General features: G+C 37.0%; 18 protein-coding genes. 14 read left to right on the top strand and 4 right to left on the bottom strand.

Annotated features, from left to right (window positions below; all coding sequences use genetic code 11):
• Window positions 1-130 precede the first annotated feature (130 nt).
• Window positions 131-427: an N-acetyltransferase gene (locus FORMA_RS08190; RefSeq protein WP_069675205.1), complete on the top strand. Its 297-nt coding sequence runs from the start codon at window positions 131-133 to the stop codon at window positions 425-427.
• On the opposite strand, the gene mtaB is transcribed toward FORMA_RS08190, so the two are convergent.
• The gene (mtaB, locus tag FORMA_RS08185) at window positions 424-1,758 is read right to left on the bottom strand and encodes a tRNA (N(6)-L-threonylcarbamoyladenosine(37)-C(2))-methylthiotransferase MtaB (RefSeq protein ID WP_069675204.1); all 1,335 of its coding nucleotides are present in this window, start codon (window positions 1,756-1,758) and stop codon (window positions 424-426) included. The genes FORMA_RS08190 and mtaB overlap by 4 nt on opposite strands.
• Window positions 1,759-1,803: 45 nt before the next feature.
• Here mtaB and FORMA_RS08180 point away from each other — a divergent pair, with 45 nt between their 5' ends.
• On the top strand, window positions 1,804-3,420 hold the full coding sequence (locus FORMA_RS08180) for an ABC transporter substrate-binding protein (protein WP_069675203.1): 1,617 nt from the start codon (window positions 1,804-1,806) through the stop codon (window positions 3,418-3,420).
• Here FORMA_RS08180 and FORMA_RS08175 read toward each other — a convergent pair.
• Both FORMA_RS08175 and FORMA_RS08170 read right to left on the bottom strand, forming a co-directional pair.
• Window positions 3,417-4,592, bottom strand: coding sequence for a GlmU family protein (locus FORMA_RS08175; protein ID WP_069675202.1), 1,176 nt, complete (start codon window positions 4,590-4,592; stop codon window positions 3,417-3,419). The genes FORMA_RS08180 and FORMA_RS08175 overlap by 4 nt on opposite strands.
• A gap of 78 nt (window positions 4,593-4,670) precedes the next feature.
• Entirely contained in the window at window positions 4,671-4,922 is a 252-nt protein-coding gene (locus FORMA_RS08170) for a type B 50S ribosomal protein L31 (RefSeq protein WP_069675201.1), read from the bottom strand.
• A 152-nt stretch (window positions 4,923-5,074) separates the two neighbouring features.
• Between FORMA_RS08170 and FORMA_RS08165 the strand changes: the two genes are divergently transcribed.
• From FORMA_RS08165 to FORMA_RS08150, 4 genes are read left to right on the top strand one after another with little or no spacing between them, the layout of a single operon-like run.
• Window positions 5,075-5,605 (top strand): DUF4199 domain-containing protein, encoded by a 531-nt coding sequence (locus tag FORMA_RS08165; protein ID WP_069675200.1) that lies wholly within the window; start codon window positions 5,075-5,077, stop codon window positions 5,603-5,605.
• Window positions 5,606-5,638: 33 nt separating this feature from the next.
• Window positions 5,639-6,586 carry a glycosyltransferase family 2 protein gene (locus FORMA_RS08160; protein WP_069675199.1) on the top strand — a complete coding sequence of 316 codons (948 nt, stop codon included), beginning with the start codon at window positions 5,639-5,641 and terminating at the stop codon, window positions 6,584-6,586.
• A gap of 56 nt (window positions 6,587-6,642) precedes the next feature.
• Window positions 6,643-8,373 (top strand): phospho-sugar mutase, encoded by a 1,731-nt coding sequence (locus FORMA_RS08155; RefSeq protein WP_069675198.1) that lies wholly within the window; start codon window positions 6,643-6,645, stop codon window positions 8,371-8,373.
• 1 nt (window position 8,374) lies between these two features.
• Window positions 8,375-10,204, top strand: a complete 1,830-nt coding sequence (locus tag FORMA_RS08150) for an ABC transporter ATP-binding protein (RefSeq protein WP_069675197.1) — start codon at window positions 8,375-8,377, stop codon at window positions 10,202-10,204.
• 14 nt (window positions 10,205-10,218) lie between these two features.
• Here FORMA_RS08150 and FORMA_RS08145 read toward each other — a convergent pair whose 3' ends face one another.
• Window positions 10,219-11,244: a WD40/YVTN/BNR-like repeat-containing protein gene (locus FORMA_RS08145; RefSeq protein WP_069675489.1), complete on the bottom strand. Its 1,026-nt coding sequence runs from the start codon at window positions 11,242-11,244 to the stop codon at window positions 10,219-10,221.
• A gap of 94 nt (window positions 11,245-11,338) precedes the next feature.
• On the opposite strand from FORMA_RS08145, the gene FORMA_RS08140 reads away from it, so the two are divergent.
• The 8 genes from FORMA_RS08140 to FORMA_RS08105 all read left to right on the top strand — a co-directional run bounded on the left by FORMA_RS08140 (window position 11,339) and on the right by FORMA_RS08105 (window position 26,112).
• The gene (locus FORMA_RS08140) at window positions 11,339-12,556 is read left to right on the top strand and encodes an RsmB/NOP family class I SAM-dependent RNA methyltransferase (RefSeq protein WP_069675196.1); all 1,218 of its coding nucleotides are present in this window, start codon (window positions 11,339-11,341) and stop codon (window positions 12,554-12,556) included.
• On the top strand, window positions 12,553-14,406 hold the full coding sequence (locus tag FORMA_RS08135) for an endonuclease (protein ID WP_069675195.1): 1,854 nt from the start codon (window positions 12,553-12,555) through the stop codon (window positions 14,404-14,406). The genes FORMA_RS08140 and FORMA_RS08135 overlap by 4 nt, the downstream gene beginning before the upstream one ends.
• 131 nt (window positions 14,407-14,537) lie before the next feature.
• On the top strand, window positions 14,538-18,212 hold the full coding sequence (purL, locus tag FORMA_RS08130) for a phosphoribosylformylglycinamidine synthase (RefSeq protein WP_069675194.1): 3,675 nt from the start codon (window positions 14,538-14,540) through the stop codon (window positions 18,210-18,212).
• Window positions 18,213-18,311: 99 nt separating this feature from the next.
• Window positions 18,312-20,084: an AMP-dependent synthetase/ligase gene (locus FORMA_RS08125; RefSeq protein WP_069675193.1), complete on the top strand. Its 1,773-nt coding sequence runs from the start codon at window positions 18,312-18,314 to the stop codon at window positions 20,082-20,084.
• A gap of 118 nt (window positions 20,085-20,202) precedes the next feature.
• Complete coding sequence (locus tag FORMA_RS08120; protein ID WP_069675192.1) at window positions 20,203-20,634, top strand: MarR family winged helix-turn-helix transcriptional regulator; 432 nt, start codon at window positions 20,203-20,205, stop codon at window positions 20,632-20,634.
• Window positions 20,635-20,648: 14 nt separating this feature from the next.
• Entirely contained in the window at window positions 20,649-23,042 is a 2,394-nt protein-coding gene (locus FORMA_RS08115; protein WP_069675191.1) for a 3-hydroxyacyl-CoA dehydrogenase/enoyl-CoA hydratase family protein, read from the top strand.
• 4 nt (window positions 23,043-23,046) lie between these two features.
• The gene (locus FORMA_RS08110; protein ID WP_069675190.1) at window positions 23,047-24,237 is read left to right on the top strand and encodes an acetyl-CoA C-acyltransferase; all 1,191 of its coding nucleotides are present in this window, start codon (window positions 23,047-23,049) and stop codon (window positions 24,235-24,237) included.
• A gap of 78 nt (window positions 24,238-24,315) precedes the next feature.
• On the top strand, window positions 24,316-26,112 hold the full coding sequence (locus FORMA_RS08105; protein ID WP_069675189.1) for an acyl-CoA dehydrogenase family protein: 1,797 nt from the start codon (window positions 24,316-24,318) through the stop codon (window positions 26,110-26,112).
• Window positions 26,113-26,204 lie beyond the last annotated feature (92 nt).

Genomic DNA, 26,204 nt, shown 5'->3' with positions numbered 1-26,204 from the left:
CATCGTTATAATAAAAATCTAGCATAAGAAATATACACTCTATTTATCTAAAAAATGTTAAAATTAAAATCAAGAGCGGTTTTTTTTGTATTTTTGCAATGTATATTCCCAGAATTTAAATTATTCTATAATGCTTTTAGCTTCAGATCTAGTTGACAATCCTTTTTTGCGCCAATACGAAGTGAAAATTGGTTCAGAAATGGCTACCATTGAATACGCACAACAAGAACGTAAAATTTTCCTAACCAAACTCAATATTCCACAAGCCATCGCTTCTGAGTCATTTGTTGAAGATTTTTTAAAAGTGGTTTTAGAAGATATTAATGAAAAAAATATCAGCGTCGTTCCAACTAGCCCTCCCATTGCAAAATTTATCAAAAGAAATAGACGCTACAAAAAAATGCTCCCTGTGGGGATTCGCATCTAAAGAGTTATTTCCTTAGAAATAAATTCAAAACGAACCAATCCATCCTCATCTATTTGTTTGAGTGAAACTTCATGGGTTGTATTGACTAAGTTTGGATTCCAAGGCGTTTTTACCTTTACGTAATTTGGAGTAAACCCGTGAATATATCCTTCTTTATTTTCCCCCTCAAATAAAACAGTTTGCACAGAACCAAGTTGTAATTCATAGAAAGCTCTACGCTTTTTAGACGAAAGACCTCGTAACATTTTGCTGCGCTTAGTGCGTACTTCTTTTGGAACTTTATGGTCCATCTGCGCAGCTACAGTATTTGGCCGCTCTGAGTATGAGAAAACATGAAGGTATGATATATCCAAAGCATTTAAAAACTCATAAGTTTCTAAAAACAAATCATCTGTTTCTCCAGGAAAACCCACAATGACATCAACTCCTATACAAGCATTTGGCATTTTTGATTTTATATGCTCTACCCTATCAACATATAATTCTTTCATGTAGCGTCGGCGCATGAGTTTGAGTAATTGATTGCTACCACTTTGAAGCGGTATATGAAAATGAGGTACAAAATTATCACTTTGCGCTACAAAATCAATGGTTTCATTTTTTAAAAGGTTTGGCTCTATTGAAGAAATGCGAACACGTTCTAAGCCTTCAACTTTACTTAATGCCTGCACTAGCTCAAAAAATGTATGCTCGTGTTTTTTATTGCCAAATTCACCTTTTCCATAATCGCCAATATTAACCCCTGTTAAAACGATTTCTTTAATACCTTTTTGAGTAATTTCACGGGCATTATTTAAAACATTTTGGAGGGTATCGCTACGTGAAATACCACGTGCTAATGGAATTGTACAATAAGTACATTTATAATCACATCCGTCTTGAACTTTTAGAAAAGCACGTGTACGATCTCCAAAAGAATAACTACCAACGTAAAAATCAGCATCTTCGATTGCACATGAATGTACAGCACCAAGCTGTTTTTTTGTTAAATCGTTTAGGTAATCTGTAATTTTAAATTTTTCAGTTGCCCCAAGCACTAAATCGACACCATCAATAGCAGCTAGCGCATTGGGTTGAAGTTGAGCATAACATCCTATGGCTATAATAAAGGCTTCAGAATTTGATTTTTGGGCTTGTTTGACTATGGTCTTGAACCGCTTATCAGCGTTTTCTGTAACTGAACAAGTATTTATAACATAAACATCGGCAGGTTGAGAAAAGTCAACTCGGTCAAATTCTTCATGCTCAAAACTACGTGCAATAGTGGAAGTTTCTGAAAAATTTAATTTACAGCCAAGTGTATAAAATGCAACTTTTTTTCTTCCGTTCATTCTTGTACATTTACAAAGTGAACAAATTTACAATTAACAAGCTGAATGACAAAGTGCAGTTCTAAATTCTTTAAATACAAGATAAAAGCTTTATTCTTCTTATATGTGGTTGTGTCTAGTTGTGCAGACAACAACATTAGAACTAATGATGTTTTTCGCTATAACGAACACAAAAACATCAGTGGGTTAGACCCCGCTTTCGCAAAAGATAATGCGGATATTTGGGCTGTTCACCAACTTTTCAACGGATTGGTACAAATGGATGACAATATGAATATCAAGCCTTGTATCGCTTCAACATGGGACATCTCCGACGATGGAATACGTTATACATTTGAACTCAGAAAAGATGTATTGTATCATCGACACAAACAATTTGGCGCTGGAGAAACAAGAGCTGTAACAGCAGAGGACTTTGTTTACAGTTTTCAAAGATTAAAAAATCCTAATCTCGCCTCACCCGGTGCATGGGCAATGGGTGTTGTAAAAGAATTTAAGGCTCTTAACCAAAGTACTTTTGAAATAGAATTAAAGCATCCATTCCCTGCATTTTTAGGGATGTTGAGTATGAAATATTTTAGTGTAGTGCCCAAAGAAATTGTAGATTTTTATGGTATGTCTTTCAGAGCTAATCCAATTGGGACTGGGCCATTTAAATTCAAACATTGGTCTGAAAATAATAAATTGGTCTTTCGCAAAAATGCACACTATTTTGAAGTAGATTCAAATGGGGAAAAACTACCGCACCTGGAAGCAATCGCTATCACTTTTTTACCTGATAAACAAAGTGAATATCTTCAATTTATTCAAGGTAGTTTAGATTTTATATCTGGGCTAGATGCTTCTTATAAAGATGATATATTGAACCCAAATGGCAAGTTGAATTCCAAATATTCGAAACAAATTGATTTGCTAAGAAGCCCATATCTAAATACAGAATATTTAGGCTTTTTTATGGAGTCGAGTTCATCTGAAATAGAAAGTGTACTTATCAGACAAGCCATTAATTATGGCTTTAACCGAGAAAAAATGATCCTATACCTTAGAAATGGGATTGGCATCCCAGCTCTTGGGGGGTTCATCCCAAAAGGGCTTCCCGGATTCAATGATTCTATTGGATATTCTTACAACCCTACTAAGGCAAAAGCACTTGTTCAAGAATACATTAATCGGAGTAAAAACCAAAAACCAAGTTTGACTATCACAACCAATGAAAATTATCTTCAGTTTTGTGAATTTATTCAAAGGGCATTATTGGACATAGGTTTGAATGTTTCAATTGAAGTTATGCCGGCTTCTGCACTAAAAACCGCAAAAGCTAATGGGAAGTTGGACTTTTTTAGAGCCAGTTGGGTCGCTGATTACCCCGATGCTGAGAACTATTTATCCTTATTTTATAGTGAAAATTATGCGCCAAACGGACCAAATTATACACATTTCAAGAATGACATTTATGATCAGCTTTACAAGCAGTCCTTATCAGTATCAGATAATAAAAAACGTTTAGAATTATACAAGAAAATGGATCAAATGATAATTGATGATGCCTCGGTTGTAGTATTGTTTTATGACGAAGTATTGCGTTTTACTCAAAAAAACGTATCGGGATTAGGTATCAACCCAACAAATTTATTAGAATTGAAAAAAGTACGAAAGAATTAAGATCTGCGGTAAGCTTCAGAAAGCTCAAAAACCTTTGTAAGAATTGCAGTATCATGTTCCGTAAATTCCTCACCCCTTCTTTGCATCACCACTTTAGCAACTTCAAATGCTTTTGAGGGCAAATACGTAGTCAATCCACTATGCCCACCCCAGCTGAAACTCGGAATGAAATTTCTTGGAAATCCACTACCAAATACATTGGCGCTTACCCCAACCACAGTTCCTGTGTTGAACATGGTGTTAATACCACATTTGCTATGGTCGCCCATCATGAGTCCACAAAACTGAAGTCCTGTTTTTGCGAAATTTTCAGAGTCGTAGTTCCACAAACGTACCTCGGCATAATTATTTTTTAAGTTAGATGTATTGGTGTCCGCACCCAAATTGCACCATTCACCAATAACAGAATTTCCCAAAAACCCATCGTGTGCCTTGTTCGAATACCCAAACAAAACAGAATTATTGACCTCACCACCAACCTTAGAATGAGGCCCAATAGTTGTTGGTCCATAAATTTTTGAACCCATTTTAAGTGTTGAATGTTCACAAAGCGCAAATGGACCCCGTATCATACTTCCTTCCATGATTTCTGAATCCTTACCTATGTAAATAGGGCCATTTGTGGCATTTAAAATACAATAAGGCAATTTTGCACCTTCTTCAATAAAAATTTGCGCTGAATTAAAAGCGATTGTCTTTTTTGGAATTGGTTCAGAGTTTCTGTCTTTTGTAATCAACTGAAAATCGGCTTCAATGGCTGCACCATTCAATTGAAATATAGACCATGCGTTTTTTACAGATATAGTCGATTTAGGACAAAATAGTGGCTCAAAAGTATCAAAATCAATTTCACTCTGTGTTTCTGTGGCCCTAAATGCTACAATAACCTCACCATCATAAATCACCTGATTTGGTTTCAAATTTTGAATCATTTCCACTAAATCCTCGTTCGGAGTATAAGATGCATTGATTAGCGTATTTTCTTCCATTTCAACCATAGGGAATTTGGATACAAGGTAATCCTCTGTTATAGTTGTGGTGGTACTGCCCAAGACCATTTCCCATTTCTCACGAATAGTCAAGATCCCTACACGGATGTCTGCAACTGGTCTGGTGTAAGTAAACGGCAAGAGCGCGTTTCTAAAAGGGCCATCAAACAGAATATAATTCATCTTTAATCTTTTTGTAAAAATAACAAAAAAGCCCTTCAATTAATTGAAGGGCTTAAATATTATATAAGGTTCGTTAAATTACTTCTTAAATTTAGCGTATTTCGTTTTGAATTTATCAATACGTCCAGCAGTATCTACAAGTTTAGATTTACCAGTATAGTACGGGTGAGATGTTCTTGAGATTTCCATCTTGATGAGTGGATACTCTACCCCATCAACTTCCATTGTTTCATTTGTATCGGCAGTAGATTTAGTTAAAAAAACATCATCGTTGGACATGTCTTTAAAGGCTACTAATCTGTAATTTTCAGGATGTATATCTTTTTTCATCGCTTTTTGCTTTAATTTCGATTTTTTTCGAGTTGCAAATTTATGGTTTTTTTATAAATCTACAATATAATATTAATTTATTTTTTTTCCTAAAATTGTAACAATTCACTAAAAGATACGTCTATTTAGTTAAATCAAATAAATCTAATATTATGGAATCAACCAACAAATCAAATTCAATCAATCTTGGGCTGTATTTAGGCGGTATATTATCTCTTATTGTGGTGCTTATTTATGCTGTTAATCTAGACTTATTCATCGAGTGGTGGCTAGGAATTTTACTTTTTGTGCTTGTCGTCGCTTATGGAGTTGTAGCAGCAAACAAAGCTAAAAAGAACGGAGGGGGCTTCATCTCTTTTAAAGGTGCATTTATTCAATACTTTATAACTATTGCAGTCGGGACATTCATCGGGACCATAGTGAGTGTTGCCATTTTTGCTGTCATTGACCCAGATGCTGCAACATACCTGAACGAACAGATTTTAATTCTAAGCAAAACTACAATGGAACGCTTTGGTGCTCCTCAAGAGGTTATTACAACAGCACTTGAAGAAGCTAGTAAAAAAGATAATTTTTCAATTGGTATGCAATTACAGTCTTATGTGTTTAGACTTGCTTTTTATGCCATTGTTGGGCTTATTGTTGCACTAATCGTTAAAAAAACAAATACAAGCGAAGCTTAATTTCGCTATTTTTGGGGTTCGTAAGTCGATTGTATGGATATTTCTGTCGTTATACCCCTTTTGGATGAGCAAGACTCATTGGTAGAACTCCACGATTGGATTGCACAGGTCATGCAATCCAATCGGTTGACTTATGAACTTATTTTTATAGATGATGGCAGCAGAGACGACTCATGGTCAATCATCAAAAAATTAAATACTAAAAACCCGTCAGTTTCAGGAATCTGCTTCGCCAAAAACTTTGGTAAATCTCAAGCGCTTCATGCGGGGTTTGAAAAAGCAAAAGGGGATGTAGTCATTACAATGGATGCTGATTTGCAAGACAGCCCCGATGAAATTCCAGAGCTTTTTCGGCTTATAAAGGAAGAAAACCTCGATATCGTTTCGGGATGGAAAAAAAAGCGTTACGACGCTTATTTTACGAAAAATTTACCCTCAAAACTATTCAATTGGGCTGCTCGAAAAATTTCGGGACTTAAACTACATGATTTCAATTGTGGGCTAAAAGCCTATAAAAAAGACGTTGTAAAGAGCATTGAGGTGTATGGAGAAATGCACCGCTATATCCCTGTTTTGGCGGTCAATGCTGGCTTTAAGAATATTATTGAAAAACCCGTAGCGCATCAAGCAAGAAAACATGGAAAAACAAAATTTGGTATGGAACGATTTATAAATGGATTTTTAGATTTGATTACAATTTGGTTTGTTTCTAGGTTTGCCAAGCGCCCCATGCACTTTTTTGGACTACTTGGCGTATTAATGTTTATTATTGGCTTTGGATTTGCTTTTTATTTAGGTTTAGATAAATTGTACTTCAATCCAACCGGAAGACTTATTGCTGAGCGCCCTGAATTTTTTATTGCACTCACCACCATGGTTATTGGAACACAGTTTTTTGTAGCAGGATTCTTAGGAGAAATTGTTTTACAAAATAAAAATAATAAAGAGCGCTACAGAATTACAGATCAAACTAAGCCGTAAAAAAACTAACTTAAAAGAAAGCAAATATTTACATTTGCACAATATTTTCACAAAGCATGACAACATTAAGCCCTCAGGTGACAAAAAACGTTGACCACTGGTCATCAGAATTATTTGACGAAAATACACGTTCAGAAATTCAAAGTTTAAAAAACAATCTAGAAGAATTAGAAGATCGATTTTATAAAAATCTTGATTTTGGAACAGGCGGTATGCGCGGCATTATGGGTGTTGGTACTAACCGCATCAATAAGTATACTTTGGGTAGAAATACTCAAGGGTTGTCAAATTATTTAAAAAAGTACTATTCCAAGCAAAAGCTAAAAGTTGCCATTGCGTATGACTGTAGACACAACAGTAAAACGTTTGCCAAAATTGTTGCTGATGTTTTTTCGGCCAATGGTATCGAAGTGTTTTTGTTTGAAGATTTGCGAGCAACACCCGAACTTTCATTTGCAGTAAAACAACTTAACTGCCAATGTGGTATCGTGCTTACTGCTTCGCATAACCCACCAGAATACAACGGCTACAAGGTCTATTGGGAAGATGGCGGACAACTCGTACCACCACACGACAAAGCAATAATTTCTATCATTAATGATCTAGAGTACAGCGAAGTAAATTTTTCTGCACAAGACGACCTCATTCACGTCATTGGAAAAGAGATTGATGATGTTTTCATCAATGCTTCTGTGCAAAATGGTGTATTGCTCGAAAATAAAGATGAGTATAGAAAAAACTTAAGTATCGTATTCACTTCCTTGCACGGTACATCAATTACAGCTGTTCCAGAAACACTAAAACGTGCAGGGTACACCAATGTGCATATTGTCGAGGAACAAGCCACACCAGATGGCGATTTTCCAACCGTAAAATCTCCAAATCCAGAAGAACCTGAAGCCCTAGAAATGGCTTTAAAATTGGCCGAAAAAGTCAATGCAGATATCGTTATTGGCACTGATCCTGACTGTGACCGTTTAGGGATAGCGGTTCGTGATTTAGAGGGAAAACTAACGCTTCTAAATGGAAACCAAACCATGGTCATAATGACCAAGTTTTTGTTGGAGCAATGGAAGGGCTTGGCGAAAATCAATGGGAATCAGTTTGTGGGCTCTACAATTGTCTCCACCCCAATGCTACCAAAACTCACAGAGCACTACGGCGTAGAATGCAAAATAGGGCTGACCGGATTCAAATGGATAGCAAAAATGATAGAAGAATACCCTACAATGGACTTCATCGGTGGTGGTGAAGAAAGTTTTGGATTTATGGTAGGTGATTTTGTACGCGACAAAGATGCTGTTACTGCCACCCTACTGGCCTGTGAAATTGCTGCTCTAACAAAAGCAAACAACTGTTCTTTTTATCAAGAATTGATCGCCCTATACAACACACATGGGTTTTACAAAGAACGTCTTATTTCCATTACTAAAAAAGGAAAAAAAGGCGCAGAAGAAATTCAAACACTTATGCAACAAGCTCGTGAAAATCCCCAAAAAACCATCAATAGCTTTGGTGTAGTTCAAATAGATGATTACTTGGCATCTACATCAAAAAATACAGAGACTAACACCCTCACTACGCTTGCAGTTCCCAAAGCCAACGTTCTTATTTTCACAACAACAGACGGCAGTAAGATTGCACTACGCCCAAGCGGAACAGAACCAAAAATAAAATATTATATTAGTGTAAACGAACTTCTAGAAAATTCAAAAGATTTCGATGCTGTTCACAAAAAATTAGAAGATAAAATTGACGCCATCATTAATTCGATGGAACTGCTGTAAGATGAAAGAAATCATTAATCAATTATTGCCATTCATAAAGGACTACAAAAAACATGTTGTACTCAATATTGTTTTTAATTTATTGTACGCCTTTTTTAGCACCCTTGCTTTTGTTTCGCTAATTCCCATGCTTAATGTTTTATTTGATAAAACACAGAACGTTAGTGAAGCTCCTGTGTGGACTGGCATTGGAAATATCAAAAACTATGGCAATAACTTATTAAATTATAAAGTTTCTGGTTTGTTAGAAGAAGGCAATGCACAAATGGCGTTACTTATAGTAGTTGCTATTGTTATATTTACATTTTTTCTTAAAAATCTCTTCGGATATTTATCGATGCAACACGTCATGTATCTAAAAAATGGAGTTTTGACCGACTTGAGAAAACACATGTATAAACACATTGTTGAACTCCCCATTAGTTTTTATTCCAAGCGAAAAAAGGGCGACATCATGGCACGAATCTTAGGCGATATAAGCGAAATGCAAAACTCCTTTTTTATCATTTTAGAGCTTATCGTCAGAGAACCTCTCACTATTTTATTTTCATTGGTTGTCATGTTTACCATGAGTTGGGAACTTTCAATATTTGTTTTACTTTTTATCCCCATTTCAGGATTTTTAATTTCAAGTATTGGCAAACGACTAAAACGACAATCACTTCAAACTCAGCAAGAAGTCGGTCGTCTAATATCTACTGTGGAAGAAACCTTAAGCGGACTTAAAATTATTAAAAGTTACAATGCAGAAAATGCATTCAAAAAGCGGTTTTTAAGTTCTGCGGATAAAATTCTCAGACTCATTAATAAAATTGGATTAAAAAATAATTTAGCGGGCCCTTTAAGTGAGTTTTTAGGCATCATTACCATAGCAATCCTTTTGTGGTACGGTGGAAAGCTCGTTCTAATTGAAAAGGTAATTGAAGGCACTACATTTATAGGATTTATGGCCTTAGCTTACGGTATATTAACTCCCGCAAAAGCGATCAGCAAAGCCTCGTACAAAGTTAAAAATGGTATTGCAGCTGCAGACCGCGTGTTCGAGATTTTGAAAGAAAGCGACACTATGCCAGACTTAAAAAAAGCTAAAGAATTAACCTCATTTGAATCCTCAATAGAACTAAAAAATGTGTCATTTAAATACGACAATGAATTTGTTTTAAAGGATTTTTCATTAACTGTACACAAAGGACAAACCGTGGCTCTTGTTGGTCAATCAGGGAGTGGCAAATCTACTATTGCTAATCTACTAACGCGGTTTTATGATGTCAACAAAGGATTGATAACAATAGATAATAATGATATTAAAAACATCACTAAAACTTCTCTGAGGTCGCAAATTGGATTAGTGACACAAGACTCCATATTATTCAACAACAGCATAAGAAACAATCTCAAAATTGGTAACGAAAATGCTAACGAAGATGAAATGATTAATGCTTTAAAAGTAGCTAACGCTTGGGAATTTGTAAAGGAATTACCAGAAGGCATAGATACAAATATAGGAGATAGTGGAAACAGTCTTTCGGGAGGACAAAAACAGCGTTTAAGTATTGCAAGAGCAGTACTCAAAAACTCACCAATTATGGTCTTGGACGAAGCCACCTCCGCTTTAGATACCGAAAGCGAGCAATTAGTTCAAGTTGCACTTGAAAATATGATGAAGAATAGAACATCGATTGTTATTGCACACCGCCTTTCAACGATACAAAATGCTGATCTTATCATAGTGATGAAACAAGGTCAAATTGTAGAACAAGGCAAGCATCAAGAGCTTTTGGATCGAAAAGGCATGTACCAAAAACTTGTTTTATTGCAGTCCTTAGACTAACTAACAACTCACAATCAATCAAAAATTAACTTTGCAAGTCTGCCCTTTCCGGCAGCAAAGGCAATACTATCGTTCAAAAATCGAATGGTATAAAAGCCTGTTTTACTCAGCTTTATCCAATCCAATCCACCATTTGCACTGTAGTCAATACCTTCAAAACCAACAGCAACTAAATCTTTAGCTCGACGACCTGGAACATATTGAACACAACTTCTATAACCAGGTCCACCGATTTGATTTACTGTACGCCATGACCGCCCGCCATCCGTTGACTTTATTTTCGTATTTGAATTAAGTTTGGGTTGGGTATAATCTCCTCCAATGGCATACCCATTGTGTTCATCATAAAAATCGATACTGTATATTCCTGTTGTGGGTGTTCCTTGTACAATGGGCGTGTCAAAAACCTCCCACGAAAGACCCTTATCATCTGAAAATAAAACACGACTGGCCACTCCTCCACTAGCTATCCAAGCATTATTACCAACAATAGAAATATTAGTATCACTCGCAGCAAAAGCTGCTTCACCTTTAATAGTTTTAGGTAGACTGGCACATGGGGTTTTGTGCCATGTATTGCCTCCATCTCTTGTGATTAAAATGCTTAGGCAACCGTCTATTGGATCACCAAGTGCTATGCCCTCTTTTGAATTCCAAAAGTCCATGCTGTCGTAAAATACAGCAGAATCAGTCTCATGATAAACAAGTTCTGAATTTTTATACAAATAAGCAGGACTTCCTATACTAAGAGTAAAGACAGTATCGGCTACCAATGCCAGCGCACGAACATTCAAGCTATCGGGATAGAATCTATCTTTTGATAAAGAATCAGAATTTAAATCAAAAGAGTAAACATCGGCAATTGAAGAAACAGCTACAAGCTTGTCTTTAGTCAACTCTAATGCTCTGATATTTAATAAAGAATCCTCCACAATTAACTCAATTTCAACAGAAGAATACAGAGATTCAGTTGATACTGTATTTCCACAGTTATAAAAGCAAAAAATTAAAAAAACAAAAAGTAAGCGCTTGCAGTTCATGACAAAACGTTTGGAATTAAAATCCAATATACATAATTCTTCAATGTCAAACCATTTATTAAATGTAACTTTGCAGTCGAAAATATCCTCTTTTATGCGTTTACACAGAAATTTATGCTTTGCCGTTATTGATGGAATTTTAGAAGTTTTCAACGACGGAAATTATGCTGACAAAGTGATTCAATCCCTACTGAAGCGGGACAAGCGTTGGGGTAGTCGTGATCGTGGATTTGTAGCGGAGACCACCTATGACATAGTACGCTGGAAACGCCTCTACGCTGAAATTGCTGAAGTAAAAGAACCATTTAGCAGAGATGATGCATGGCGATTATTTGCAGTTTGGGCTACACTAAAAGGAATTAAATTACCTGATTGGAAATATTTTGAAGGTACGCCAACGCGAAAAATAAAAGGACGTTTCGACGAGGCATCAAAAACACGAAAAATAAAAGAATCAATCCCCGACTGGATAGACGAATTAGGTGTAAAAGAATTGGGTGAAAGTCTTTGGTCTAAAGAGTTATCAAAACAAAATGAACAAGCCGATGTCATACTGCGTACAAATATTCTCAAGACAACAAAAAAGGACCTTCAGCTAAAATTACAATCAGAAGAAATTGAAACCATCGAAATTGAAGGCTATCCCCTAGCACTGAAACTTGTCGAACGTGCTAATGTATTCAAAACAGAAGCTTTTAAAATGGGTTGGTTTGAAGTTCAAGACGCCTCATCTCAGTTGGTGGCAGAATATCTGGATGTTCAGCCAGGAATGAAAGTTGTTGATGCTTGTGCTGGTGCAGGAGGCAAAACCTTACACCTGTCCGCACTAATGCAAAACAAGGGCTCATTGATTGCTATGGATATTTATGAGAGTAAATTAAAAAAATTAAAAATTCGCGCACGACGGAATGGTGCACACAATATTGACTTGCGCGTTATAGAATCGACAAAACCCATAAAAAAACTCAAAGCAAAAGCCGATCGATTACTTATTGACGCACCTTGTTCTGGATTGGGTGTATTGCGCCGAAATCCTGATTCTAAATGGAAACTAGAACCCGAATTTTTAGACAAAATCAGAGGAACACAACAACATATTTTGCAGGATTACTCCAAAATGCTAAAACCTGGCGGTAAAATGGTATACGCAACGTGTTCGGTTTTGCCGTCTGAAAATCAAGAACAAGTTGCAACGTTTTTAACTTCAGAAGCAGGTCAAAATTTTAAATTGTTAAAAGATAAGAGTATTTTAGCACACAAGAGTAGTTATGATGGGTTTTATATGGCACTGCTCGAAAAAACAATTTCATGAAAAACATTTACACATTTCTTATTATTACGCTTTGTTTTAATTTTGGTTTTGCTCAAATTCCAAATGGGTATTATGACACTGCAACTGGGAGTGGATATACTCTAAAAACGCAGTTGTACAACATCATCAACAACCAAAATGATCAGGGTTATAATGCGATGGATGATTTTTTTCTCAGCAATGATTTAGATCAGTATTACGAAAATGACAACACTATTTTGGATATCTACTCTGAAAATCCATCGGGTGCCGATCCTTACAATTTTAATCCGCAAGTCGATGAGTGTGGTAACTACACTGGCGAAGGCGACTGCTACAACAAAGAGCATGTTGTACCGAAGTCTGTTTTTAATGATGCTAATCCAATGGATGGTGATGCTCATAATTTATTGCCTGTAGATGGACGAGTGAATGGGTTTCGGGGGAGTTTTCCGATGGGACGCGTCGATGATAATAATTTGGCATCACAAAATGGAATTTCGAACCCCACGCAAAATGGTTCAAAATTAGGGGATAACCTAAACTCCGGATATTCTAGTGGATATTCGGGGACTGTTTTTGAACCCATTGATGAATTTAAAGGCGATATAGCCCGAATTTATTTTTATTTTGCCACACGCTACCAAAATCAAATCAGTAATTGGAGTGCTTTTGCTATGTTTAATGGCAGCAGCGATCAAGTGTTTGAAACAGCCTTTTTAAATATCCTTTTGGAGTGGCACAGCATAGACCCTGTTTCTCAAAAAGAGGTGGACCGAAACAATGCTATTTATGACCATCAAGGTAATCGCAATCCTTTTATTGATACCCCTTACTATGTTACAGCGATTTGGAACCCACAACAAGACAATCAAAATCCAAGTGCGCCCACTAATTTAGTTGCCAGTAACCCTACAGCCACAAGTGTGAGTCTGAACTGGACAGCTGCCACAGACAATATTGGAGTAAGTAGCTACGATATTTATGTAAATAACAGTTATAACAGCAGTACAAGTTTAACCTCAACGTCAGTTACAAGTTTAAGTCCAGAGACCAATTACTGTTTTACAATCATCGCTAAAGATAACGCAAACAATAGTTCTGTTCCCTCCAACGAAGATTGTGCTACTACCCTTTCGGGGAGTACAAATACACTCGATTTGTTTTTCTCTGAATATATGGAAGGAAGTGGTGCAAACAAGGCATTGGAAATTGCCAATTTTACAGGAGCGACGGTAAATTTATCAGAGTACAGCATTAAATTAAGCAGTAACGGCAACAGCACATGGACAAATACCTATAATTTCCCTTCAAATGCCAGTATTTCCAACGAAGACGTTTTTGTGGTCGCCAACGGAGGCACAAGTGTGTGCACCAATGTTTTTGACAACCTTAACAATGCGATTACAGAATTTAATGGTAATGATGCACTTGGGCTGTTTAAAAACGATATTCCAATCGATATCCTTGGAACACGTGGTGATGCTACCGTTTATGCTGAAAACACCACCCTAGTGCGTAATGCAACTATTACCAATGGAAGTACAGCTTACAATGCTGATGAATGGACGAGCTATCCACAAAACACTTGCACCAACCTCGGTAGCCATACACAAACCTTAAGCGCAATAAATATAGAACCTAAGCACATAAAAATATACCCCAACCCTGTCAATGGTGCATTGCTTTTTGTAGACGTACAAAACCATACACAAATAGAAATATTTGATCTTACGGGAAAACCCATTTTAAAAACCACTGTGGATTCTCAACATTCTGCAGTGGACATCAGTACCCTAAGCAGTGGAATATACATCATGAATCTCCAAAATACACATGGACAATACACAAGGAAAATAGTTAAATATTAGTGAATTTATTGAAGATGATGTTTTCTGTTCAAAACTTGTGAATAATCCCTCAAAATCGACAAAAAAAAGTGCTAAAAATCAATACAAAAAAATTAATTTTGTAGGGATTCGTAATCAACAACATCAACCACATGATTCACTTCTTTGGAGACGCTAAACAAAGCGTATTTGCCGTTCAATCAACAGAAGAATTTTCAGCAGAAACCATAGCCAAACTCACATGGCTTTTTGGTCAAAAACCCAAAATAGAACAAACCTCCCTCAAATGTTCATTTGTTGGTCCTCGTGCTGCCATGATTACCCCATGGAGCACCAATGCTGTAGAAATTACTCAAAATATGGGTATCGCAGGAGTCATTCGTATTGAAGAATTTAAAAGCGTTAGCAATGATTTTTCCGACTTTGACCCTATGATTTTCGAAAAATTTGAGGAACTCCATCAGAATACTTTTGACATCAACATTACCCCAGAACCCATTTTAGAAATTACCGATATCGCCAGTTACAACGCACAAGAAGGGCTTTCCCTGAGCGAAGAGGAAGTTGATTACTTGGAAAACGTAAGTCAAAAAATAGGTCGTCCCCTTACTGACTCCGAAGTGTTTGGGTTTTCTCAAGTCAATTCCGAACACTGCCGCCACAAAATTTTTAATGGAACATTTGTAATTGATGGAGAGGAACAATCCAGCTCCTTATTCAAGCTTATAAAAGAAACATCCAGGCAAAACCCTAATGGAATTGTATCGGCCTACAAAGACAATGTAGCATTTATTAAGGGACCTGTTGTTGAACAATTTGCACCCAAACGCGCTGACATTCCAGACAGCTATACAACCAAAGATTTTGAATCTGTTATTTCTCTTAAAGCAGAAACGCACAATTTTCCAACAACAGTGGAGCCCTTCAATGGTGCCGCTACAGGTTCTGGTGGAGAAATCCGGGATCGTTTGGCTGGAGGAAAAGGATCTTTGCCTCTTGCAGGTACGGCTGTTTACATGACCTCATACTCTAGATTACTTGAAAACCGCCCTTGGGAAAATGGATTCAAAGAACGTAAATGGCTCTACCAAACGCCGATAGATATTCTTATCAAAGCCTCTAATGGAGCCTCAGATTTTGGCAATAAATTTGGACAACCCCTGATTTGCGGCTCTGTCCTGACTTTTGAACATCAGGAAGATGCCGATCGTTTAGGCTTTGATAAAGTGATTATGCAAGCTGGTGGTATTGGCTATGGTAAAGCCGAACAAGCACTTAAAGACACTCCTAAAAAAAATGATAAAATTGTAATTCTTGGGGGAGATAATTATCGTATTGGTATGGGTGGTGCAGCAGTTTCTTCAGCAGACACTGGCGCATTTTCATCAGGTATCGAGCTTAATGCTGTTCAACGATCCAATCCAGAAATGCAAAAGCGTGCCGCGAATGCCATTCGCGGCATGGTAGAGGGCGACAAAAATTATATAGTTTCCATTCACGATCATGGTGCTGGAGGACACTTAAACTGTCTTTCTGAATTAGTAGAAGACACTGGAGGACATATCAATTTGGATGCTTTGCCTGTAGGCGACCCTACCTTGTCTGATAAAGAATTGGTAGGCAACGAATCACAAGAACGGATGGGCTTAATTATTTCTGAAGACCACATTGAAACACTTCAAAAAATTTCAGAACGAGAACGCGCTCCAATGTATACAGTAGGAGAAGTGACTTGTGACCATCGTTTTGTGTTCCAATCGGCTAGAAAAGGAAATAAACCCATGGATTTCAATCTAGAGGACATGTTTGGAAGTTCCCCAAAAACCATATTGGAAGACAAAACTGTTGTGAAAAATTACAGCGCACCAGAATATGATGTATCATTATTCAAAACGTATCTAGAAAATGTTTTGAAATTAGAAGCTGTTGCATGCAAAGATTGGCTTACGAATAAAGTAGATAGATGTGTTGGAGGAAAAGTGGCAAAACAACAATGTGTAGGACCTTTACAACTTCCTCTTAATAATGTTGGGGTAATGGCTTTGGACTACAAAAACGGTCATGGGGTGGCAACGAGTATAGGACATGCACCCATTGCCGCACTTATAGATCCTAATGCTGGGAGTAGAAACGCCATAACTGAAGCATTGACCAATATTGTTTGGGCACCTTTGGAAGAAGAATTGAGTAGTGTTTCCTTGTCAGCAAATTGGATGTGGCCTTGCAAAAATCCTGGTGAAGATGCACGTTTGTACGAAGCGGTCAAAGGGGTTTCGGATTTTGCCATTGATTTAGGTATAAATGTTCCAACAGGGAAAGACTCTCTTTCCATGAAACAAAAATATCCAGATGGTGATGTTCTTTCTCCAGGCACTGTAGTCATTTCTGCAGCGGCACACTGCAATAATATATCTAAGGTTGTAGAACCGTTATTCAAAGCGAATCAAGGGCCAATTTATTACATAAACATTTCACAAGACGAGTTTAAATTAGGAGGGAGTTCTTTTGCACAAACACGCAACAGCATTGGACAAGACACTCCAAAAGTACAAAACGCATCTTATGTTAAAGATGTATTCAATACACTTCAGAGTTTAATTAAAGACGGACAAATTGTAGCCGGGCATGATGTCGCTTCTGGAGGATTGATTACAACCTTGTTAGAGCTGTGCTTTGCAGATCAAAATGTAGGTGCAGAAATTGATTTATCTGCATTAGGCGAAACAGATACCATCAAAGTTTTATTCGCAGAAAACTCTGGATTGGTCATTCAAACGAAAGATCAATCTGTAGAAGATGTATTTAAACGCAAAAACATCAGTGCCCACCGTATTGGAAATGTAATATCCGATGGTATTTTGAAATTAAAAAACTATGCTTCTGAATACGATTTATCCATTGATACGTACAGAGATTTTTGGTATGAAACGTCCTATCTTTTGGATGAAAAACAAACCGCCAATGGATTAGCTAAAACGCGTTATAGCAATTATAAACATCAAGCACTGAAATACACATTTCCAACTGATTTTACTGGAAAGTTACCCCAATTTGATGAAAATAAATCTCGACCAAAAGCAGCCATCATTCGTGAAAAAGGAAGTAATTCTGAACGTGAAATGGCGAATGCTATGCATCTAGCCGGATTTGAAGTTAGAGATGTACATATGACTGATTTGATATCGGGACGTGAAACTCTTAAAGATATACAGTTTATTGGTGCGGTTGGAGGATTCAGTAATAGTGATGTTTTAGGCTCAGCCAAAGGATGGGCAGGCGCATTTAAGTACAATGCAAAAGCTAAAAAAGCACTACAAGATTTTTTCAACAGAAAAGATACGCTTTCTGTAGGTATTTGCAATGGTTGTCAACTGTGGATGGAGCTCGATCTAATTAACCCAGAACACGAGCAACATGGTAAAATGACCTACAATGATTCCAAAAAGCATGAAAGTGCATTTACATCTGTACGTATTCAAAAAAACAATTCTGTGATGTTATCCAGTCTCGAAGGCAGCACTTTGGGTGTGTGGATCTCACATGGTGAAGGTAAATTTGCATTGCCATATGACGAAAATCGTTACAATATTGTTGGAAAATATGCGTACAATGAATATCCTCACAACCCCAATGGATCAGATTTTAATACAGCCATGATGTGTGATGCTACGGGGAGACATTTAGTGACAATGCCGCATATTGAACGCTCTACTTTTCCATGGAATTGGGCGCATTACCCAAATGATAGACAGGACGAAGTATCGCCTTGGCTGGAGGCCTTTACAAATGCCTATAAATGGATTGAGCGTTTTGAAGTAAAACACTAAGACATGAAGATGTGATTTATAGAAATCATAATTTTAAGTTTTCTAATTTGTTAATTTTTTAAAAATACTTATTTTGCAGAGTATCAAACGCAAACAAAAATGACAAAAATCACTCGTCTTTTCGATTTCCCTTATTATCAACTAGAACAGCACAATTTATCAGCAGCTCTTGTCAGTAAAAAAAATGGGGAATGGGTTAAAACATCAACACAAGAGTACATAGATAAAGCCAATGCACTAAGTCGTGCATTACTTAAACTTGGGGTAAAAAAAGACGATAAAATCGCCGTTATCTCTACAACGAACCGCACCGAATGGTGTATTGTAGATATTGGTGTTTTACAGATTGGAGCTCAAAATATCCCAATCTACCCCACAATTTCTTCTGATGATTACGCATATGTACTCAATCACAGTGAGGCCACATATTGCTTTGTTTCAGATCAAGAAGTATACGATAAAGTAGCAAAAGTTAAAGCGGATACCAAACTCAAAGAAGTATACAGTTTTGATGAATTAATTGAATGCAAAAATTATACTGAGCTTTTTGATTTGGGTAAAGACACTAGCACCCAAAGTGATGTAGAAAAAAGAAAAGCCGAAGTCCAAGAAGAAGATTTAGCTACAATTATTTACACGTCGGGCACAACGGGAAAACCGAAAGGGGTTATGCTCACCCACCACAATATTGTACAAAATATTTTAACCAGCTTACCAAGATTACCCCTAATGGAGGGCACGACACGGGTCTTGAGTTTCTTGCCCTTGTGTCATATTTTTGAGCGCGTACTAATATACATTTATCAACACGCCGGTGTATCGGTATATTTCGCAGAAAGTATAGAAACAATCGGTGCAAATGCACAAGATATTAAGCCTAATCTAATGAGTGTTGTTCCACGACTATTAGAAAAAGTATTTAATAAAATTTATGCAAAAGGTAGCGAATTAAGCGGAGTCAAAAAATCATTATTTTTCTGGGCTATCAAACTAGGAGAACGCTATGTACCCTATAAGGCTAATGGATGGTGGTATGAATTTCAACTTAAAATCGCTAGGAAACTTATTTTTAGTAAATGGCAAGCCGCTCTTGGTGGAAAATTACACACAATGGTGTCAGGAAGTGCGGCATTACACCCTCGCCTATCGCGAATCTTTTGCGCCTCTGGAATGATGATTATGGAAGGATACGGGCTCACCGAAACCTCTCCTGTAGTAAGTGTAGGTATGCATGCAAATCAACTATTCAAAATTGGAACGGTAGGAAAACCTATATCTAACGTTGAAGTAAAAATAGCCGAGGACGGAGAAATTCTGATAAAAGGACCAAATGTAATGAAAGGATACTATAAAGATCCTGAACGCACAGCTTCAGTGATGAGTGGCGATTATTTTCATACGGGAGATAAAGGTGAAATTGATGCGGACGGTTTTTTAAAAATTACCGGACGTAAAAAAGAAATGTTCAAAACTTCTGGAGGTAAATACATTATTCCGACACTAATTGAAAATGAACTAAAAGAATCAAATTTCATAGAACAGGTAATGGTTATTGGTGAAAATCAAAAAATGCCTGCCGCTTTGATACAACTTAACTTTGAATTCATACAAGAGTGGATTGAAAGAAAAAACTACGATATCAACAAAGATGCAGAATCAATAATAACATCATCTTTAGTTAAAGAGCGTATTCAACAAGAAATCGATACTTGCAATAAACGATTTGGTAAATGGGAACAAATCAAAAGATTTGAACTTACCCCAGATGTTTGGTCAATTGATGGAGGACATCTTACGCCAACCATGAAAATGAAAAGAAGCGTCATCATAAAACACTACGACGCCCTTGTTCAGAATATTTACGCTGATTAAAACAAATACATCTACTTAGTTCTCTATTTTTTAAATAATACTATGCGTGCATAACTTTTTTTGTTATTTACTATGCGTGCATAATATATTTTTATATATTTGATGCAACCAATTAAATATGAAAGAAAAAACAATCGATTATGTACTGCGTAACACATGGTTAGCAGTTCAAAAAATGTACAATGAAGAAGCATCAAAATTTGGAGCTACTATGACAACCGCTTTTACGTTATTGAGCATCGACCCTACTAAAGGAACACCCTCAACAGCATTGGGTCCAAAAATGGGAATGGAAGCTACTAGCCTATCAAGGATTTTAAAGACTCTGGAAGAGCGTGAACTCATTGTTCGCCGCCCTAATCCAGAAGATGGCCGTGGTGTGTTGATAAATCTAACAGCCAAAGGCTTAGAGAAGAGAGAGAGTTCCCGCCAACGCGTATTCACTTTCAACGACAAAGTAAAACATGAAATAGGCAGTGATAAATTGAATGAATTTTATGATGTTTCCGAAAAAATATTAGATATGATTCAAACTAAAAAAATATTTTAATACCCAAAACTCATATGAAAAAAAGAAGAATTAATAAAATTGCCATCATAGGATCTGGTATTATGGGCAGTGGAATTGCATGTCATTTTGCAAACATTGGCGTTGAAGTCCTATTGTTGGATATAATTCCAAATGCACTGAATGATAAAGAAAAAGCGCTCGGTTTAACTCTTGAGGATAAACTCGTTAGAAATCGTTTAGTAAATGATGCTCTGAAAACTGCACTAAAATCAAAACCCTCACCTATTTACAGTCAAAAATTTGCACAACGCATCACAACTGGAAATACTGAAGATGATATTTCGAAGATCAAAGATGCAGATTGGATCATGGAAGTTGTAGTGGAACGCCTAGACATCAAAAAGCAAGTGTTTGAAATGCTTGAAAAACACCGAACCCCTGGCACCTTAATTACATCAAATACATCTGGAATTCCAATAAAATTCATGAGCGAAGGGCGTAGTGCTGACTTTCAAGAACACTTTTGTGGAACTCACTTTTTCAATCCTGCACGATACCTCAACCTTTTTGAAATAATTCCTGGACCCAAAACGGATTCTTCTGTTTTAACTTTTTTAAATGAATACGGGTCAAAGTTTCTAGGAAAAACATCTGTTGTGGCTAAAGATACTCCTGCTTTTATTGGAAATAGAATTGGAATTTTTGGAATACAAAGTTTATTTCACCAGGTCAAGGAGTTGGGACTTAGTGTAGAAGAAATTGATAAACTCACCGGACCAGTAATCGGACGCCCAAAATCTGCTACCTTTAGAACTGTTGATGTGGTTGGACTCGACACTCTTGTTCACGTTGCTAATGGGATACATGAAAACTGCCCTAAAGATGAAGCTCACCACTTGTTCCAACTTCCAGATTTTATATCTAAAATGATGAAAAACAACTGGTTAGGTAGTAAATCAGGACAAGGCTTCTACAAAAAGGAAGGTAAAAAAATTACCGTTTTAGATTTAGAAACTCTAGAGTATCGTGATAAAAAACCTGCGAAATTCCCAACTCTAGAACTTACAAAAACGATTGATAATGTTATAGATCGATTTAGTGTTTTAGTTAAGGGGAAAGATAAAGCAGGTGATTTTTATAGGAAAAACTTTGCCGCCATGTTTGCTTATGTATCCAATAGAATTCCTGAAATATCAGACGATTTATACAAAATAGATAACGCCATGAAAGCTGGATTTGGATGGGAACATGGTCCTTTTCAAATATGGGATGCCATTGGAGTCCAAAAAGGAATTGAAATCATGAACGCTGAAGGCCAAAAACCAGCACAGTGGGTTTTTAATATGCTGGATTCAGGATCAAACTCTTTTTATACTGTCCAAAATGGAGCAACTCTAGCCTATTCAATTGAACATAACAAACAAGTTGAAATACCAGGGCAAGATGCATTTATTGTTTTAGATAATATTAGAAAATCAAAAGAGGTCTTTAAAAATTCTGGAGTGGTTATTGAAGATTTAGGTGATGGTATCCTGAATTGCGAATTCAGATCAAAAATGAATACTATAGGTGGTGATGTTTTAGCTGGACTAAATAAAGCTGTAGATTTAGCAGAACAGAATTTTGAAGGCTTAGTGATTGGTAATCAAGGAGCTAATTTTTCAGTTGGCGCTAACATCGGTATGATTTTTATGATGGCCGTGGAGCAAGAATACGATGAGCTTAATATGGCGATCAAATACTTTCAAGATACTATGATGCGGATGCGCTACTCCTCTATCCCAACAATTGCTGCACCACATGGAATGACATTGGGTGGCGGTTGTGAGTTGTCTTTACACGCCGACAAAGTGGTTGCGGCTGCAGAAACTTATATTGGTTTGGTCGAATTTGGAGTTGGTGTGATTCCAGGTGGGGGTGGCTCAAAAGAAATGGCCATGCGTGCATCAGACTCCTTTCGTAAAGATGATGTAGAACTCAATATACTACAAGAGTATTTTCTAACAATTGGGATGGCTAAAGTAGCAACATCAGCTTATGAGGCTTTTGATTTGGGTATTCTCCAAAAAGGAAAAGATGTGGTCGTGGTTAATAAAGCCCAACAAATTGCTGTAGCAAAGGCACAAGCAAAACTTCTTGCTAATCAAGGCTACACAAAACCTGTTAAACGAAAAGATATTAAAGTTCTTGGAAAACAAGCCCTTGGAATGTTTTTAGTTGGGACAGATTCTATGCAAGCAAGTAAATATATAAGTGCCCACGATAAAAAAATTGCAAATAAACTAGCCTATGTAATGGCTGGGGGAGATTTGTCTGAGCCGAGTTTGGTTAGTGAGCAATATTTATTAGATATAGAACGCGAAGCATTTTTAAGCCTTTGTACAGAGCGTAAAACATTGGAACGAATACAGCACATGTTAAAAACTGGTAAACCCCTTAGAAACTAATAAAATGAAACAAGCATACATAGTAAAAGCATACAGAACAGCCGTTGGAAAAGCACCAAAAGGTTTATTTCGTTTTAAAAGAGCGGATGAACTCGGCGCTGAAACTATTCAGCACATGATGAAAGAATTACCAAACTTAGACGTTTCTCGTATCGATGATGTTATAGTTGGAAATGCCATGCCTGAGGGAGCACAGGGACTTAATATGGCACGTTTTATATCACTAATAGGACTAAATAGTGTTGATGTGCCAGGTGTTACAGTAAATAGATTTTGTTCTTCAGGAATTGAAACCATCGGAATGGCCACAGCAAAGATTCAAGCTGGAATGGCCAATTGTGTTATTGCTGGAGGAGCTGAAAGTATGAGTTCAGTTCCAATGACGGGGTTCAAACCTGAACTAAATTACAACACGATCAACGCTGGTCATGAAAACTATTACTGGGGAATGGGCAATACAGCCGAAGCAGTTGCTAATGAGTTTAATATTTCAAGAGAAGATCAAGATGAATTTGCTTTCAATTCTCACATGAAAGCATTAAAAGCACAGGCTGAAGACCGATTTCAGAATCAAATTGTACCTATAGAGGTCGAGCAAAATTATATAGACCAAAATGGAAAACGAGCAAGTAAGAAGTACACTGTAACAAAGGATGAGGGGCCAAGAAAAGGCACTAGTCTAGAAGCTTTAGCTAAATTGCGCGCAGTATTTGCTCAAGGAGGTAGCGTAACTGCAGGAAACTCTTCTCAGATGAGTGATGGAGCAGCTTTTGTTATGGTTATGAGCGAAGATCTGGTAAAAGAATTAAACTTAGAGCCTATCGCCCGACTGGTCAGTTACTCAGTGGCTGGAGTAGAGCCAAGGATAATGGGTATTGGTCCCGTAAAAGCTATACCAAAAGCCTTAAAACAAGCTGGATTAATGCAAAAGGACTTAGAACTCATTGAACTCAACGAGGCCTTTGCCTCTCAATCATTAGCAGTGATAAGGGAGTTGGGGTTGAATCCAGAACTCATCAATGTTAATGGAGGAGCAATAGCTTTAGGGCATCCTTTAGGGTGTACAGGTGCTAAATTATCGGTACAACTTTTTGACGAAATGAGAAGGCAAAATATGCTGTCAAAATATGGCGCAGTTACAATGTGTGTAGGTACTGGGCAAGGTGCCTGTGGAATATTTGAATTTTTAAAATAATAGCATTGAAGTATTGAGCAGTTCAGAATATAAAAATGATTTTAAACAGCAGTACTTTAAACTCAAATTAAGTTAATTATGGAAAAACATGAACTATTAAGAGGAGGACAATTTCTTGTTAAGGAAAGTCATTGTAACAGTATATTTACGCCAGAAGATTTTTCGGAAGAACAGGTCATGATGAAAGAAGCCGTAAAAGAATTCAATGAACGTGAAGTCATTGCACATCGCGATCGGTTTGAAGCCAAAGATTATGCACTCACTGAAGAAGTCATGCGCAAAGCAGGTGAAATGGGATTTCTTGGTGTAGCAGTTCCTGAGGCCTATGGTGGATTGGATATGGGTTTTGTATCGACCATGCTTGTTTGTGAATATATTTCAAGTGGTACAGGTTCTTTTAGTACTGCATTTGGTGCACACACAGGAATTGGAACAATGCCAATCACCCTTTATGGAACTGAGGAACAAAAACAAAAATATGTGCCAAAATTAGCCTCGGGTGAATGGTTTGGAGCCTACTGCCTTACTGAACCAGGAGCGGGAAGCGATGCCAATTCAGGAAAAACTACAGCAACCTTATCTAAAGATGGAAAATACTACAGTATAACAGGCCAGAAAATGTGGATATCAAATGCTGGGTTTTGTAATCTATTTATAGTTTTTGCTCGAATAGAAGATGATAAAAACATTACAGGATTTATTGTGGAAAACGATGCTTCAAATGGTATTACTTTGGGTGAAGAAGAGCACAAACTCGGCATAAGAGCTTCATCAACACGCCAAGTATTTTTTAACGAGACAAAAGTTCCGGTTGAAAATATGCTTTCAGAACGTCAGAACGGATTCAAGATAGCAATGAATGCATTAAATGTTGGACGTATTAAATTAGCTGCTGCTTGTTTGGATTCTCAGCGAAGAATTACAAATGAAGCTATAGTATACGCCAATGCACGTAAACAATTTAAAACTCCAATTGCCGAATTTGGAGCAATCAAATATAAGCTAGCTGAAATGACCACCAACACTTATGTTGGAGAATCCGCGAGCTATAGAGCTGCAAAAGATATAGAGGACCGAATCGCATTGCGAATTGAAAAAGGTAATACTCATCAAGAGGCAGAGCTAAAAGGAGTTGAGGAATATGCTATAGAATGTTCATTGCTCAAAGTCGCTGTTTCTGAAGATGTTCAAAATTGCGCTGACGAGGGTATCCAAATTTTTGGAGGAATGGGTTTTTCTGAAGACACACCCATGGAAGCTGCTTGGCGTGATGCAAGAATAGCTAGAATTTATGAAGGAACTAATGAAATAAACAGAATGATTTGTATTGGAATGCTTATCAAAAAAGCAATGAAAGGTCATGTTGATTTATTAGGCCCCGCCATGAAAGTTCAAGAAGAGTTGATGGGAATACCTTCTTTTGACACACCAGATTTTAGCGCTCCCCTATCTCAAGAAAAAGCCATAATTAAAAATCTAAAAAAAGTATTTTTGATGGTCGCTGGAGCAGGTATTCAAAAATTTGGCCCCAAGATAGAAGAGCATCAACAGCTGATGTTACACGCAGCCGATATTTTGATTGAAATCTATATGGCTGAATCTGCCATTCTCAGAACAGAGAAAAATATTTTACGTTCTAGTGCTGAGGAACAAAAACATCAAATCAAAATGAGTCAACTTTATTTGTACAACGCTGTTGAGGTTATTTCAAAAAGTGCAAAAAGTGGAATTATTTCATTTGCTGAAGGCGATGAACAACGCATGATGCTGATGGGATTAAAACGATTTACAAAATACACAAATTACCCTAACGTCGCTGAGTTGAGAAACAGCATTGCAGAACAGGTAAATAAAGAGAATGCGTACTGCTTTTAAAGCTTGCGCAGTTTAGTTGGTTAGATGAAAGCGCTTTCACTCTTGTGAAAGCGCTTTCTATATGTAAGAAATTGGAAAAATAAAACTATATT

Origin of the sequence: Formosa sp. Hel3_A1_48, from assembly GCF_001735715.1 — a bacterium.
GTDB lineage: Bacteria > Bacteroidota > Bacteroidia > Flavobacteriales > Flavobacteriaceae > UBA3537.
The sequence above is the reverse complement of the archived record's forward strand: the minus strand, read 5'-3'. Positions and strand labels throughout refer to the sequence as shown.